Origin of the sequence: Kordia sp. (assembly GCF_965224175.1) — a bacterium.
Lineage (GTDB): Bacteria > Bacteroidota > Bacteroidia > Flavobacteriales > Flavobacteriaceae > Kordia.
In genome coordinates this window covers 2,372,664-2,387,145 of sequence record NZ_OZ245041.1, presented here as the reverse complement: position 1 = coordinate 2,387,145, position 14,482 = coordinate 2,372,664, and the positions used below count along the sequence as shown (strand labels likewise).

Below are 14,482 nucleotides of genomic sequence, written 5' to 3'. Positions count from 1 at the left end.
TGTATATTGTTAAAATATTGTAACCGATTTATAAAAACACTCGTCATATAAAAAATGAAAATGAAAAATAGTTTAAAATCATTTATTTGCGCTATGATGCTATTCACATCATACGCCAGTTTTGCACAAAACGAAAACTACAAGTTAGAAACTAAATACATGGAGTGTATGTGTAACTTGTTTGAAGATAACGGAACAGAATTCAAAGCATTACTCAAAAAAGCAGAGCAAAGTTTGATAAATGCAGAAGTGTTGACAAATACAAGTGGTGAAAGTTACATCGCACTACACAAAACAATACGAATTGCGGTTGATGGCAGAGTTGCTAATTTTGGTGTAAGTGACTATGTTATAAAAGCACTGAGCGGAACAGAAAACGTAAAAAAATATTCTGCTTGTATGAATAGTATTTTGACTGATGCTAATTTCGAAAACTCGAAAGTAGGTCAAATTATCGGACTATCTACTTCAGGAAATAACTCAAAAATTAATGAGTTATCTGAAAAGATGTTGAAAATATTTGAAGCAAAAGACTTCAAACATGATTTCTACAAATACCTAACATTTTCTTTGATTGATAAGTATAACGCTGCCAATAAAAAACAATAAACAATATCTAGAATAGAAATAAGATGAAAAAATGGTTGCTAAGAATACTCGTCATCTTTTTATTCATTATCGGAATTGTAGGATACATACTTACAATTCATGTGGCACCTTATGCAATCATTCAACCACAAAAAATAAATCTTGCCATTACGCCAACTCAACTCAATCTAAAAAGTGAGAAGCTCATTATAAAAACCAAAGATGATATTGAGTTAAAAGGATATTGGATTCAGCCAAAAACAGGAAATACTAAAGGAGTTATGATACTACTTCACGGAATTGGCGGCTGTAAAGAACACTTTCTAGATCTTGCTGGTAACTTGGCAAGCAAAGGAATTGCTAGTATAGTTTTTGATGGAAGAGCACATGGTGAAAGTGGAGGTCAGTATTGTACCTATGGTTTCTACGAAAAACATGATATTGCGGCTGTTGTTGATGTAATAAAACAACGTAATTCTTCTGTAAAAGTGGGAATCTGGGGAAATTCGCTTGGTGGCGCCATTGCAATTCAAGCTTTAGAACTAGACAAACGTATCGATTTTGGTATTATAGAAAGTACTTTTACTGAATTAGACCAAATTGTATATGAATACAAAAAAAATATCTTAGGTGGTTTTGGACTGCGTTTTGTGTCAGATGCTGCGTTGCACGAAGCGGGAAATATTGCCAATTTCAATCCAGACATGGTAAAGCCAATTCAATCCGTCAAAAACATTCAGCAACCTATATTTTTAGCACATGGCGATCATGACCAAAATATCAATTACACATACGGAAAACGTCTGTATGAAAATTTGGCTTCCGCCGAAAAGGAATTTGTTTTGGTAAAAGATGCTGGACATTTCAATCTTGGTCAAATAGGCGGAGAAACTTATGCAAAAAAGTTGATGAATTTTATAGAGAAACAACTGATGTAATCTTTATTTTTTTTAATAAAAATCTATCCAAATAAAATTTTCTTCGAGAACTAAGAGCAACTACAACGTTGTAGTTGTTAAAAATCTATTTATACGCTAGACTGAATCAAAAAAATGTCTATTTTTAAAGAGATACTCAATAAAATATGCGTTATTTTTCTCAGTCAATATGGATATGTTTGCTACTATTAGTAACCACAATATCGTATGCGCAAAATACGCCGCCAACAATTACGGCAGAAGGAAATCAGCAATATTGTGGAGATGTTCCAATGAGTATTGTAACGAGTGTTTCTATCACAGATCCAGATCCTGAAGATACAACATTACCTGTCGTATATATTCAAATTTCAGAAGGCTATGTAAATGGACAAGACGAACTTTCTTTAACAGGAACACATCCAAATATCAGTGCTTTTTGGACACCAGCTTTAGGAAGATTGGCGCTTGTTGGTCCGGCAACATTCGCAGAATACGAAGCGGCAATTCAAGCAGTAGTTTATCAAACAACACAAACCAATTTTGTACAAGATAAATTCTTTTCCATCAACTTAGGCGATGCTAACTATTTGCCTTCTACAGGACATTATTATTTCTATGTATCTAGTCCAGGAATAACTTGGACAGAAGCGAGAGATGCAGCCGCTGCACAAACATACTTTGGTTTGGAAGGATACTTAGCAACATTAACAACACAAGAAGAAGCAGGTTTAGCAGGATCGCAAAGTCAAGGTACAGGTTGGATAGGTGCTACAGATGTAGATCAAGAAGGAACATGGCGTTGGGTTACTGGACCAGAAGCTGGAACCGTTTTTTGGATTGGACAATCTAATGGAGCAGCACAAAATGGCTCATATACTTTCTGGAATACAGGTGAGCCAAACAATTTCAATGAAGAACATTACGCACATATTACCGATCCAAGTGTAGGTTTATTAGGTTCGTGGAACGATTTGCCCAACACAGGCGCATTGGAGCCAGGAAATCCGTATCATCCACAAGGATATATTATTGAATATGGAGGAATGCCCGGAGAACCTGAAATAAATCTATCAGCAAGTACACAAATAGAAACACCAAAATCTACACTTACAGAAGGCGCTAGTTGCGAATCAAGTGAAATTACACTTAGTGTAGAAACCAATACCGATACTATATTGTGGTATGCTTCAGAAACCGCAACAACACCAATTCACACAGGAACAAACTATACCGTGACTGTTTCAGAAACGACTACTTTTTGGATATATCCTGCATTTTCTGGTTGTACAAATGGAGCACGAACTCCAATTACAGCAACTATTTACGGACTACCAGAAACGGACGATATTACAATTGTTCAATGTGGTTCTACAAACGGAATAACAATTTTTAACCTATTCGAATACAATCAAGAAGTTGCTGCAGGAATTTTAGAAAATCGCCAAGTTCGATATTATATTGATAGTTCGCTAACACAAGAAATAACCACTAGCGCGTATACCAACACATCAAACCTTCAAACGGTTTATGCAAAAGTTACAGACTTAATTTCTGGCTGCGAAAATACAGCAGAAGTTTTATTGGAAGTACGTTCAAATGCTGTAAATAATGCTGTTTTAAATGCTTGTGATACTAACGAGGAACTCGGACAGACACAATTTGATCTTTCATTGGCAGATATACAAATTACAAGTGGTTTGCCAACAGATGTAACTGTAACGTACTTTGAAACGCTCAATGATGCTTTATTACTATCAAATCCGCTAGGAAATCTATTTACAAATACATCAGCCTATTCACAAACTATTTACGCTCGTGTATCGCAAAATGGCGATTGTTACGGAATTGCAGAAGTATTATTAAACGTTATTGGTTTACCTTCAATAGATACGGAAGAAGAAATCTATTATTGTGTAAACTTTTCTCCGCAACTCATTACATTGGAAAGCGGAATTACAGCCAATTTTGATCAATATACTTTTTTATGGTCTAATGGGGAAACTACACCAGAAATACAAGTCAATCAAATAGGAGTTTACACGGTTGAAGTCACTCAAATTGGAGCTTGTTCAAAACAAAAAACAATTAATGTACAACCATCAAACATTGCTACAATAGGAAGTATTCAAATCAATGATGTTTCAGACAACAACGTGGTAACAGTAATAGTTTCTGGAGAAGGCGATTATGTATTTGCATTAGATGATCCGAATGGAATCTATCAAGAATCAAATATTTTTGAAAATGTAGGAGTAGGTTTTCATACAGTATACGTTAAAGACATTAAAAATAATTGCGGAATTGTCAGTGATGATATTGCTGTAATTGGCTATCCAAGATTCTTTACTCCAAATAATGATGGTGTCAACGATACTTGGCAACTCAAAGGAATTTCAGAAAGATTCCAGTCAAATACACAAGTTTTTATTTATGATCGTTATGGGAAACTACTTCGAATACTCATCAATGCAGAAGATGCTTGGAATGGAAACATTAACGGTGCAAAAATGCCATCAAGCGATTACTGGTTTTCTGCCACACTACAAGATGGGAGAATTTTCACAGGACATTTTACATTGAAAAGATAGTTTTTTAGATTGTTGGATCGCTTCGCTTTTGGATCGCTTCGCTTTTGGATCGCTTCGCGTGTTGTGTTATCTCACTAACTCGATAATTATAGCGTCATTTCGAGTATTATTGAGATCAAAATATATTTTGATTGGAAATACCTAGTGTAGCTATTGCTAAACAAATTTGTATCGAGAAATACTTTGAAATTAGGTGCTATCAACAAGGTTTACTTTCTCTACTTTCTAGTAATGACGAACCACAATAATTCGAGAAAATCTAAGTTAGTCTAAAAGTTGATTACGGTAATTTTATTTGTTGTGATAACGAAACTCGTCAAAACTACCAACTTCCACCTGCGCCACCGCCACTAAATCCGCCGCCGCCGAAACCGCCACCAAAACCACCTCCGAAACTTCCGCCTCCGCCAAAACCACCTCCGCTGCTTCCGCTTCCACTGCCAAAAGATCCTTTTCCTAAATTACTGAGAATGATAATGTCCAACAAATCGTTTCCAGTGCTACGTCCGCCTCCATGATTATTTCCGCCGCCATCTCGTTTATTATTTGCCAAAATAGAAACAAGAACGATAAAAAAGATGATCAAAAAGAATACAACTCCAATGGGAATTCCTTTGCTTGAGCGCCTTCGTTCACCTGTAAATTCACCTTCTAAAACTTCAATAATACTATTAACACCTTCATTTAATCCGCCGTAATAATCGCCTTTTTTAAAGAATGGAATAATGCGATTACGTGTAATTTGTCCAACAATACCAGCGGTCAATTTGTTTTCGGCACCATATCCAGGAGAAATCCAAATTTTACGATCTTTCACAGCTAAAACAACCATGACACCATTATCTTTTCCTTTTTGTCCAACGCCCCATTTGTGTCCCCATTCTGGTGTAAGCATACCAATACTTTCTCCATTGGTAGATTCAATTATAGCAATAACAATCTGTGTAGACGTTGTGTCAGAATATTTGATAAGTTTATTCTCTAGTGCATTTTTTTCTGCTCTTGAAAGTAAATTAGCATAATCATAAACAGCGTCAGGATTTGCTTTTGTTGGCTTTGGAGGAATATCAAATTGCGCATGCGAAATGTTCAAAAAGAACAATCCGATGATACAGATAAAAGTGTGTAGATGTTTTATATGAAAGTTTTTAAGCATTAGCCTCTTGAAATTTCGTTTGGTAGTTCGTCTTCGTGTGTATTAGCGTCCCATGGGAAATGTGTTTGTAATTCTAAACCAGCTTTTAGGACACCATCAATCAAACCTTGTTTGAAATTTCCATGTTGAAATTGAGTGCGCATGACATCACGTGTGCTATCCCAAAAATCACAAGGAACTACATCATTAATCCCTTTGTCTCCACAAATAACGAATGATTTATCCGCAACAGCGACATAGATAAGTACACCGTTACGCAGTCTGGTATTATCCATCTTAAGCAGATGAAATACTTCTAGTGCACGATCAAAAGTATCTGCATCTGTATGATCTTCAATGTGAACACGAATTTCACCAGAAGTATTTCGTTCTGCCGTTCTAATGGCAGCAATGATTTCTTGTTCTTCCTTAGCGGAAAGGAAATCTTCTACTTTAGACATAAATTGTGAATGTTTTATTGAAAATCAAATTCTACATCAGGCGCTTTTTCTGTACCTGCTTCTGCTTTGAAACGTGCCATTTCTTTAAATCCAAACATGCCTGCAAGCATATTATTTGGGAACGTTTTTGTGGCGATATTATAATCATTTACGGCAGAATTGAAACGATTTCTTGAAGTACGAACTGAATTTTCAGTACTTGCCAACTCATCTTGAAGCTTCAAAAAGTTTTGATTGGCTTTCAAATCAGGATAACGTTCTACAGTAACAAGTAAACGTGATAATGCTCCTGATAATCCATCTTGTGCTTGTTGAAATTTTGCCATGTTTTCTGGCGTCAAATCATCTACATTAATCTGTGTTTGCGTAGCTTTTGACCTTGCATTAATTACTGCTTCAAGTGTTGTGCGCTCAAAATCGGCAGCACCTTTTACCGTTTTTACTAAGTTTCCAATAAGGTCACTTCTTCGTTGATATTCACTTTCTACGTTAGACCATGCTGTTTTAGCATCTTCTCTCAAAACTACCATTCCGTTGTATTTGGTGTACGTGAAAATTGCTAAAATCGCAACAACAACGAGGATAATTAACGATTTCTTACTCATAATTATTCGGGTTTATTTATTAGTATAGTATTGTATTTGGTTCAAATGTTACAAGTTGTCCTTGATTTTTACAAGTTCAGCTCGAATATGTTGTAATTTACGAATAATCTCAAAATTGGAAAGTGTTTTTTTCTTTTCCTCTTTTAAGTGAACCTTTGCTCCGTCGAGTGTGAAGCCACGTTCTTTTACTAAATGGTAGATAAGTTGAATATGTTTGATATCGTCTGGTGTAAACTTACGATTTCCTTTTGCGTTCTTTTTTGGTTGAATTTCATCAAATTCTTTTTCCCAAAAACGAATCAAAGAAGCATTTACACCAAAAGCCTTGGCAACTTCGCCAATACTGTAATATAATTTGTCTGGTAAATCAATATGCATTAGTCAAGCGATTGATTTTGTTTAGCGGCGTTTTTAAGTAATTCTTCAAATTCTAAAGCAGATAAGTTTCCATAATAGAAGTTGATTGGATTTATTTTTTCGCCATTTTTTCGAATTTCATAGTGCAAATGAGGAGCTTGTGATCGTCCTGTACTACCTACAAAACCAATTAAATCACCACGTTTTACTTTGGTTCCTTTACGAACATTGTACTTGCTCAAATGCGCATACAATGACACATATCCAAATCCATGATCAATACGAATATGCTTTCCAAAACCAGAAGCAGAATTATCAGATCTAATCACAACACCATCACCAGAAGCATATACAGGTGTACCTCTTGGCGCGGTAAAATCCATTCCCCAATGCATTTTTCTAGCTTTTGTAAATGGATCGTTTCTCCATCCATATCCAGAAGCCATGCGTGTCAAATCTTCATTGTTTACAGGTTGTATTGCAGGAATAGATGCCAAAAACTCTTCTCTATCTTCCGCCAACTTAGCAATCTCGTCTAAGGATTTAGAATGAACAATCATGCGTTTCTGTAATTTTTCTAGCTCTCTTGTAGTAGAAATTAATAAATCAGTATTTTCATAATTGTACAACGCTTCATAACGGTTTACTCCACCAAAACCAGCTTTGCGTTGTTCTTCAGGAATTGGATTGGCTTCAAAATACAATCTATAAATATTATTGTCTCTTTCTTCTAAATTTTCTAAAACAGCTTGCGCTTGTTCCATCTTTTTATTCAACAATTTATATTGTAATTGCATTTTCTCCAATTCACGTTCAACCACTTTTTGTTTTGGTGTTTCAAATGAAAATGGTGTATAAAAGAATAAAACAAGTAGCAAAAAAGAGCATAAAACAACAGAAGCAATGTACAAGAAAATATAGCCAATTTTGCGTCCACGCTTGGTTTCTATCTTGCGATATGACAATGTTTCTGAATCGTAATAATATTTTACCTTACTCATTCCTTAAATTATTCTATTTTTGTACAAATTTTCGTGAAAAGTAAATCACGAAGCAGCTGTAAGACGAACAAATATAGTTATTGTTTCACAGTTTTTAGAAATTTTAAAGTAGGTTAAGATAATTTTAATAGAAAAAAGAGTTGTCTGAAGCATACAATATAAAAGTATAATACATGAAATGAGCATGCAAAAAAACGCTATCATTTAAACAAAATGAGAAAAAGAAAATTGCATGCGACCATTGAGTGACAATATAAAATTACACATGAAATCTCAGGATATTAGAGCTAAGTTTTTAGAGTTTTTTAAATCTAAAACACATCAAATTGTACCATCTGCGCCAATGGTGACGAAAAACGATCCAACTTTGATGTTTGTCAACTCTGGAATGGCACCTTTTAAAGAATATTTCTTAGGAAATGGAACGCCAACAAGCAATCGTATCGCCGATACTCAAAAATGCTTACGTGTAAGTGGAAAACACAATGACTTGGAGGAAGTAGGTTATGATACCTATCATCATACCATGTTTGAAATGTTAGGAAACTGGAGTTTTGGTGATTATTTTAAGAAAGAAGCCATTGCTTGGGCTTGGGAATTATTGACAGAAGTATACGGAATTGATAAAGATATTTTATACGTTACTGTTTTTGAAGGAAGTGAAGAAGATGGTTTAAAACTCGATCAAGAAGCGTATGATCTTTGGAAAGAAATTGTTCCGGAAGAACGAATCTTAATGGGGAATAAAGCAGACAATTTCTGGGAAATGGGAAGTCAAGGACCTTGTGGACCTTGTTCTGAAATTCATGTTGATATTCGTTCTGATGAAGAAAAAGCAAAAGTTCCAGGAGCTGATTTAGTAAATATGGACCATCCGCAAGTAGTGGAAATTTGGAACTTAGTATTCATGCAATACAATCGTAAAGCAGACAAATCTTTAGAAAAACTTCCTTCCCAACATGTAGATACAGGAATGGGATTTGAGCGTTTGTGTATGGTTTTACAAGATGTAAAATCAAACTATGATACAGATGTTTTTACACCTATCATTCGAGAAATAGAAACCATTGCTAATGTAGATTATGGGAATGATGAAAAAGTAGATGTCGCAATTCGTGTCATTGCAGATCATGTGCGCGCCGTATCTTTTTCTATTGCTGATGGGCAATTGCCAAGCAACAATACAAGAGGATATGTAATTCGTAGAATTTTACGTAGAGCAGTTCGTTACGGATTTACATTTTTAAATAAAAAAGAGCCATTTATTTATCGTTTAGTAGACGTTTTAGATAAAAAAATGGGGAAAGCATTTCCTGAAATCAAAGAACAAAAACAATTGATTCAGAATGTAATTAGAGAAGAAGAACAATCGTTTTTACGTACCTTAGAACAAGGTTTAGTGTTGCTAGATCGTGTCATTGAAAATGTAGAAGGGAAAGTAGTTTCTGGGAAAAAAGTATTTGAATTAAAAGATACGTATGGTTTCCCACAAGATTTAACAGAACTAATCTTAAGTGAACACGGATTAACGTATAATGAAGACGAGTTTAATGCAGCGCTCAAAAAACAGCAAGAAGACGGACGTGTAGGAACTAAAATTGAAGCTGACGATTGGGTTGTGTTACTAGAAGATGAAGATGAAGAATTTGTTGGGTATGATACACTTGAAGTAGATGTAAGACTTACACGCTACCGTAAAATTGAAACAAAAAAAGAAGGTGTACAATATCAGTTGGTATTTAACATGACACCATTTTATCCTGAAGGCGGAGGACAAGTTGGAGATAAAGGATACTTAGAAGTGCCTAACGGAGACGTTGTTTACATCTTAGATACGAAAAAGGAGAATAATTTAATTATTCATCTGGCTAAGAACTTGCCAAAGCATGTAGATCAAACATTGCGTGCAGTTGTAGACAAAAAACAACGTGAACGTACAGCGGCAAACCATACAGCAACACATTTATTGCATCAAGCGTTACGTGAAGTTTTAGGAACACATGTAGAACAAAAAGGTTCGGCAGTACATTCTAAATATTTACGTTTTGATTTCTCTCATTTTTCAAAAATGACCGTAGAAGAATTGCGCGATGTGGAAAATTTTGTAAATGCAAGAATAGAAGGGAAACTTCCATTAGAAGAAATACGAAACAGACCTGTTGCAGAAGCAATGGCAGATGGAGCAATGGCATTATTTGGTGAAAAATACGGTGATACAGTACGTTCTATTCGTTTTGGTCAATCTATTGAATTATGTGGAGGAACGCATGTAGAAAACACAGCTGATATTTGGCATTTTAAGATCAAATCTGAAGGTGCTGTTGCGGCAGGAATTCGACGAATAGAAGCAATCACTTTCGATGCAACAAAAGAATTCTATTTTGAAAATAATAGAGCATATTACGAAATTAAAGATGTTTTAAATAATCCGAAAGACACCGTAAAAGCAGTAACAGATTTAAAAGATGAGAATGCTAAACTGAAAAAGCAGATTGAAAGTCTTTTAAAAGACAAAGCAAAAAACTTAAAAGGCGATCTTAAAAATGAGCTTGAAGATATTGACGGTGTTCAGTTTTTAGCAAAACAAGTAGATTTAGACCAAAATGGAATCAAAAACCTTGCTTTTGAACTAGGTGGAGAAATGAAAAACTTATTTTTATTCTTTGCTACAGCAACAGAAAGTAAAGTAATGTTAACATGTTACATCTCTAAAGAATTAGTAGCAGAACGTGGATATGATGCAGGAAAAGTAGTAAGAGAGTTAGGAAAACTAATTCACGGCGGCGGTGGCGGACAAGCTTTCTTTGCTACAGCAGGAGGAAAAAACCCTGGCGGAATTCCAAAAGCAATAGAGCGCGTACGTGAATATGTAAAATAAAAAGAAATAATAACCCATATATAATAGTCAAATGAAAAAAATATATATCGCAGTATTAGCATTGTTTTTTACAATACCAATGTTTGCACAAGAAAGTACTCAGGTAGAAGAAAAAAAGGAAAAAGAAGATGTGTACATTTGGTGTAAAATGCCTCGTAAAAAAGGTCAGTGGTATAAATTAGAAAAACCAACACCAAAAGTAGTGACTGATTTTCAGGATAAATTAATTTATCTAAAATTATTGAACGAATATGATATCGTTGAAAAAGGTAAATTAGACAGAGCTACAAGTGATGCGATTTTAAAATTAGAATCACGAAAAGGTGTAACATATGACAGCAAAGAGCTTGTAGGATTTACACAAGGAATGAAAAACAGACTGAATTTAATGTATTTCACAGCCAAAAGAGCAGCAGACGCAAAGAAGCAGTAACAAATGATATTACAAACCAATATTCCGTTAAAAAAGGAAATATACAACCCAATAACATACAACTCAAATGTGTGTTTATTGGGTTCTTGTTTTTCGACACATATTGGTCAAAAATTAGCGTATTATAAATTAAAAACGCTTCAAAATCCATTCGGAATTTTATTTCAGCCAAAAGCGATTGAAAATCTAATTCTAAAAGCTATTAATCAAGGTACTTATACCGAAGAAGATATTTTCTATGCTAATGAACGTTGGCATTGTTTTGACGCGCATTCTGAACTAAGTCATCCTGATAAGAATGTATTGTTGAATAATTTAAATACCGCTATGGCGGAAATGTACACGTTTCTTCTTGAAGCATCGCACATTATCATAACTCTAGGAACTGCTTGGGTATATAGACATATTGAAACGGATACCATTGTGGCTAATTGTCATAAAGTACCACAAAAGCAATTTTTAAAAGAAATACTACCAGTAGATGAAGTAGCGGCAAGTGTTGAAAATTGTGTTGCTTTATTAAGAAGTATTAATCCGAAAATTACCATTCTATTTACAGTTTCACCTGTACGACATGTAAAAGATGGTTTTATAGAAAATCAACAAAGCAAAGCACATTTATTAGCTGGAATTCATCAAACCGTATCAAATCGTCATCAAATACATTATTTTCCATCGTATGAAATCATGATGGACGAATTGCGAGATTATCGTTTTTACACACAAGATATGATTCATCCCAACTCAATAGCAATTGACTACATTTGGGAGAAATTTACACATACTTGGGTTTCTCAAGAAAGTGAAAAAACAATGGAAGCTATAGAAAAAATCCAAAAGGGATTGGCGCACAAACCTTTCAATCCTGAATCTGAACAGCATCAAAAATTCATAGCAAATCTTCAAGTTAAAATAGAGAAACTTCAGCAAGACTTTCCGCATATTCAGTTTTAAATACATTTCCAATTGCACACTACTTCTTAGTGTTTACAATTCATAAATCATAAAATATAGAGCTTTTAAAAAGCAATTTCTTTGCATTTTTGGGAACTATTGATTACTTTTTTGTGCCTTCAATTCGATAATCAAGGTTTCTAAACCTTGGGTTGAGGTCGCTTTTATAGTAGGTTTGAGATATATTAATTTTAAAACTATTTAGTATGTTAAAAAAAATTTCAAACTTAAAAGGAGTAAAAGGTTTAAGTAAAACTCAACAGTCAGAAATTCAAGGAGGAAGAATAGATCCTAACGTTCTTATGGTATGCAATCATTATGCTACAGCAATGGCATTAGCAGATGGAGAAGCCGGAGGATATTTAGATGATGAAGTAACGATGAGTACTTTATATAATGAGCATTTTTACGAATGTAGTGGCGTTACATTAGCTTAAACAAATGCTATCTTACAAAGGCTGCAGTTTTGTAGCCTTTTTTATTTAAAATTTTTATTCTGAAAGTAAATGCTAACTTAGATGTGAAAATCAGTAAAACATATATACATGAAAGTAAAACACATTATAGCGCTATTCTTATTAGGTATTTTTATTACGATTATTGGTACCTTATTTAAAATTCAGCATTGGCCATATGGATCAGAGATTTTAACAGTAGGTTCACTTATGGAAGGATTAGCAATACTATTAGGTATATGGAAATTATTGTCTACAAAGAAATTTAAAGATTTTCTGAATAGCTAGTTACAACTAAATCCATTCCATCAATAATCAATTGAGCAATATCAGGACGTTCTTGTTGGATGTTTTGTAAACGTTGTGAAATTTTTTCTTCTAAAAGACTACTTTTATCAACCAACTCATATAACTCAAGTAGCAATAGCCAATCTTTTGAATGTTTGCTAGTAAGTGTTTCAAAAATTGTTTCCAAAGAAACGGAAGTATCTTTTTGAGTTCTGTAATTACGGACTTTCGTATACAAAGCTTCTAAATCTTTATCTTCCTTAGATTTTTCAACTTTCACAGTCAATGTTTCAGATTTAAAGTGCATACTGTCAAACGAATTATAATCGGCAGCGCCAGCATAAGCAGAAACAATCTCTTTACCTAAAGCCAAATCAAACGTTCCATATTCAGGCTTAAACAAAACCTTATCTTTATAAATAACGGTGCAATCTGTAAATTGAATTAAAATCAGTTTTCCATGAATATTACGAATTCCAGTAACATTCAAACCTTCAACCTTTATTCCGCTTTCGTATTCAAAAGCAATGCGCTCGCCATCATAAAAATTATACGCTTTCAAGTCTCTCGGACTCATATCTTCAATAGCTAAATTGATTCCTTTCAATTTCCCTAAAGGAGAACTAAATCCGTGCGGATGCATTGTAACACCATGACCAATCAATTCTTTCTCTCTATTCGATAAAGCAGTTGGTCCTTCGGTTCTAAAAAATACAACTTCATTATCTTCATTCGTAATCATCTCAGTAAAAACTCCAGAAACTTGCAATCCAGTACTTAGCTCAATAGTTCCTATCTTTTTAGAATTAATCAACTTTCGTAAGCCTCTAAAACCACCTTTTCGTAATGCCATAGTTGTTGCAAACTCTTCTAAAACCTGCATCAAATACGAAAAATCGGGTGTTACATACAATTGCGGTTGTGGTTGTGTAATATCAAATTCTTGGTAAGCTGCATCAACTGAATAAGGAATCTTTTTTACTTTATCAGTCATACACCATTTACTTTCGCCAATAGAGGACAAAAGTCCAGCGCCATAAATCTTAGGATCATCAACATTGCCAATCAAACCATATTCAACAGTCCACCAATGTAAATTTCGAATCATCGCCATTTCTGACAATTCTACCTTTTTTGATTGCAATTCATTTACACTTGCTTCTGCAGCTTCAATCTCAGCAACAGTACTTCCAGGTGCTTCTTTTACAATAGAAAGCTTTCGAACCGCTTCGTACATATCATTATCATGAGCAGACAAAATAGCTTTAGCACCAATCTCTCCAAAACGACGCAAATATTCTGCATAATCTGGATTGGCAATAATTGGCGCATGCCCAGCAGCTTCATGAATAATATCGGGAGCTGGTGTATATGCGATATGTTCTAACTGACGAATATCACTTGCAATAACCAACACTTTATAAGCTTGAAACTCCATAAAAGCATTAGGAGGAATAAATCCGTCTACCGCGACAGCTGCCCAACCAATTTCTTTCAAAATTCGATTCATTCCATACATGCTTGGAATAGCATCAATAGAAATTCCAGTTTTCTCCAAACCGTCTAAATACGAATCATGAGCTACAGTACTCAAATATGAAACACTCTTTCGCATCACATAACGCCAAACTGCTTGATTTATAGAAGTATAATCATCGTAATTCTGCGGTTTAATGTATTGTTGTAAATGCGGAGGAAGTTTATCCAATAATGGATTCATTTCAATATACTGATTCATGCGGTAAATTTTTACAAAGCTATTAAAACATAAAATAGTAAGACAATAAAATATAGAAATTCAACGTATTTCATAAAATAT

General features: G+C 34.4%; 14 protein-coding genes. 8 read left to right on the top strand and 6 right to left on the bottom strand.

What is annotated here, in order from left to right:
* Positions 1 to 60: 60 nt before the first annotated feature.
* The 3 genes from ACOQOS_RS10445 to ACOQOS_RS10435 all read left to right on the top strand — a co-directional run bounded on the left by ACOQOS_RS10445 (position 61) and on the right by ACOQOS_RS10435 (position 4,096).
* A complete protein-coding gene (locus ACOQOS_RS10445) occupies positions 61 to 609 on the top strand; it encodes a hypothetical protein (protein ID WP_420574908.1) in 549 nt (182 codons plus the stop codon).
* A gap of 23 nt (positions 610 to 632) precedes the next feature.
* On the top strand, positions 633 to 1,526 hold the full coding sequence (locus ACOQOS_RS10440; RefSeq protein ID WP_420574907.1) for an alpha/beta hydrolase: 894 nt from the start codon (positions 633 to 635) through the stop codon (positions 1,524 to 1,526).
* A 179-nt stretch (positions 1,527 to 1,705) separates the two neighbouring features.
* Positions 1,706 to 4,096, top strand: a complete 2,391-nt coding sequence (locus tag ACOQOS_RS10435) for a T9SS type B sorting domain-containing protein (protein ID WP_420574906.1) — start codon at positions 1,706 to 1,708, stop codon at positions 4,094 to 4,096.
* 322 nt (positions 4,097 to 4,418) lie between these two features.
* On the opposite strand, the gene ACOQOS_RS10430 is transcribed toward ACOQOS_RS10435, so the two are convergent.
* From ACOQOS_RS10430 to ACOQOS_RS10410, 5 genes are read right to left on the bottom strand one after another with little or no spacing between them, the layout of a single operon-like run.
* Positions 4,419 to 5,252, bottom strand: coding sequence for a TPM domain-containing protein (locus tag ACOQOS_RS10430; RefSeq protein ID WP_420574905.1), 834 nt, complete (start codon positions 5,250 to 5,252; stop codon positions 4,419 to 4,421).
* The gene (locus ACOQOS_RS10425; RefSeq protein ID WP_420574904.1) at positions 5,252 to 5,692 is read right to left on the bottom strand and encodes a TPM domain-containing protein; all 441 of its coding nucleotides are present in this window, start codon (positions 5,690 to 5,692) and stop codon (positions 5,252 to 5,254) included. Before ACOQOS_RS10425 ends, ACOQOS_RS10430 begins: the two co-directional genes overlap by 1 nt.
* Positions 5,693 to 5,706: 14 nt before the next feature.
* Positions 5,707 to 6,297 (bottom strand): LemA family protein, encoded by a 591-nt coding sequence (locus ACOQOS_RS10420; protein ID WP_420574903.1) that lies wholly within the window; start codon positions 6,295 to 6,297, stop codon positions 5,707 to 5,709.
* A gap of 48 nt (positions 6,298 to 6,345) precedes the next feature.
* Positions 6,346 to 6,675, bottom strand: coding sequence for a MerR family transcriptional regulator (locus ACOQOS_RS10415; protein ID WP_420574902.1), 330 nt, complete (start codon positions 6,673 to 6,675; stop codon positions 6,346 to 6,348).
* Positions 6,675 to 7,655, bottom strand: a complete 981-nt coding sequence (locus ACOQOS_RS10410) for a peptidoglycan DD-metalloendopeptidase family protein (RefSeq protein ID WP_420574901.1) — start codon at positions 7,653 to 7,655, stop codon at positions 6,675 to 6,677. The genes ACOQOS_RS10415 and ACOQOS_RS10410 overlap by 1 nt, the downstream gene beginning before the upstream one ends.
* A 265-nt stretch (positions 7,656 to 7,920) precedes the next feature.
* Here ACOQOS_RS10410 and alaS point away from each other — a divergent pair, with 265 nt between their 5' ends.
* The 5 genes from alaS to ACOQOS_RS10385 all read left to right on the top strand — a co-directional run bounded on the left by alaS (position 7,921) and on the right by ACOQOS_RS10385 (position 12,663).
* Positions 7,921 to 10,533: an alanine--tRNA ligase gene (gene alaS, locus ACOQOS_RS10405; RefSeq protein WP_420575141.1), complete on the top strand. Its 2,613-nt coding sequence runs from the start codon at positions 7,921 to 7,923 to the stop codon at positions 10,531 to 10,533.
* A gap of 31 nt (positions 10,534 to 10,564) precedes the next feature.
* The gene (locus tag ACOQOS_RS10400; RefSeq protein WP_420574900.1) at positions 10,565 to 10,966 is read left to right on the top strand and encodes a hypothetical protein; all 402 of its coding nucleotides are present in this window, start codon (positions 10,565 to 10,567) and stop codon (positions 10,964 to 10,966) included.
* A 3-nt stretch (positions 10,967 to 10,969) separates the two neighbouring features.
* Positions 10,970 to 11,920, top strand: a complete 951-nt coding sequence (locus ACOQOS_RS10395; RefSeq protein WP_420574899.1) for a GSCFA domain-containing protein — start codon at positions 10,970 to 10,972, stop codon at positions 11,918 to 11,920.
* 206 nt (positions 11,921 to 12,126) lie between these two features.
* Positions 12,127 to 12,357: a hypothetical protein gene (locus ACOQOS_RS10390; RefSeq protein WP_420574898.1), complete on the top strand. Its 231-nt coding sequence runs from the start codon at positions 12,127 to 12,129 to the stop codon at positions 12,355 to 12,357.
* 108 nt (positions 12,358 to 12,465) lie between these two features.
* On the top strand, positions 12,466 to 12,663 hold the full coding sequence (locus ACOQOS_RS10385; protein WP_420574897.1) for a GldL-related protein: 198 nt from the start codon (positions 12,466 to 12,468) through the stop codon (positions 12,661 to 12,663).
* Here the strand turns inward: ACOQOS_RS10385 and ACOQOS_RS10380 are convergent.
* Positions 12,641 to 14,401, bottom strand: a complete 1,761-nt coding sequence (locus ACOQOS_RS10380; RefSeq protein ID WP_420574896.1) for an aromatic amino acid hydroxylase — start codon at positions 14,399 to 14,401, stop codon at positions 12,641 to 12,643. The two genes, ACOQOS_RS10385 and ACOQOS_RS10380, sit on opposite strands and share 23 nt — an antisense overlap.
* Positions 14,402 to 14,482 lie beyond the last annotated feature (81 nt).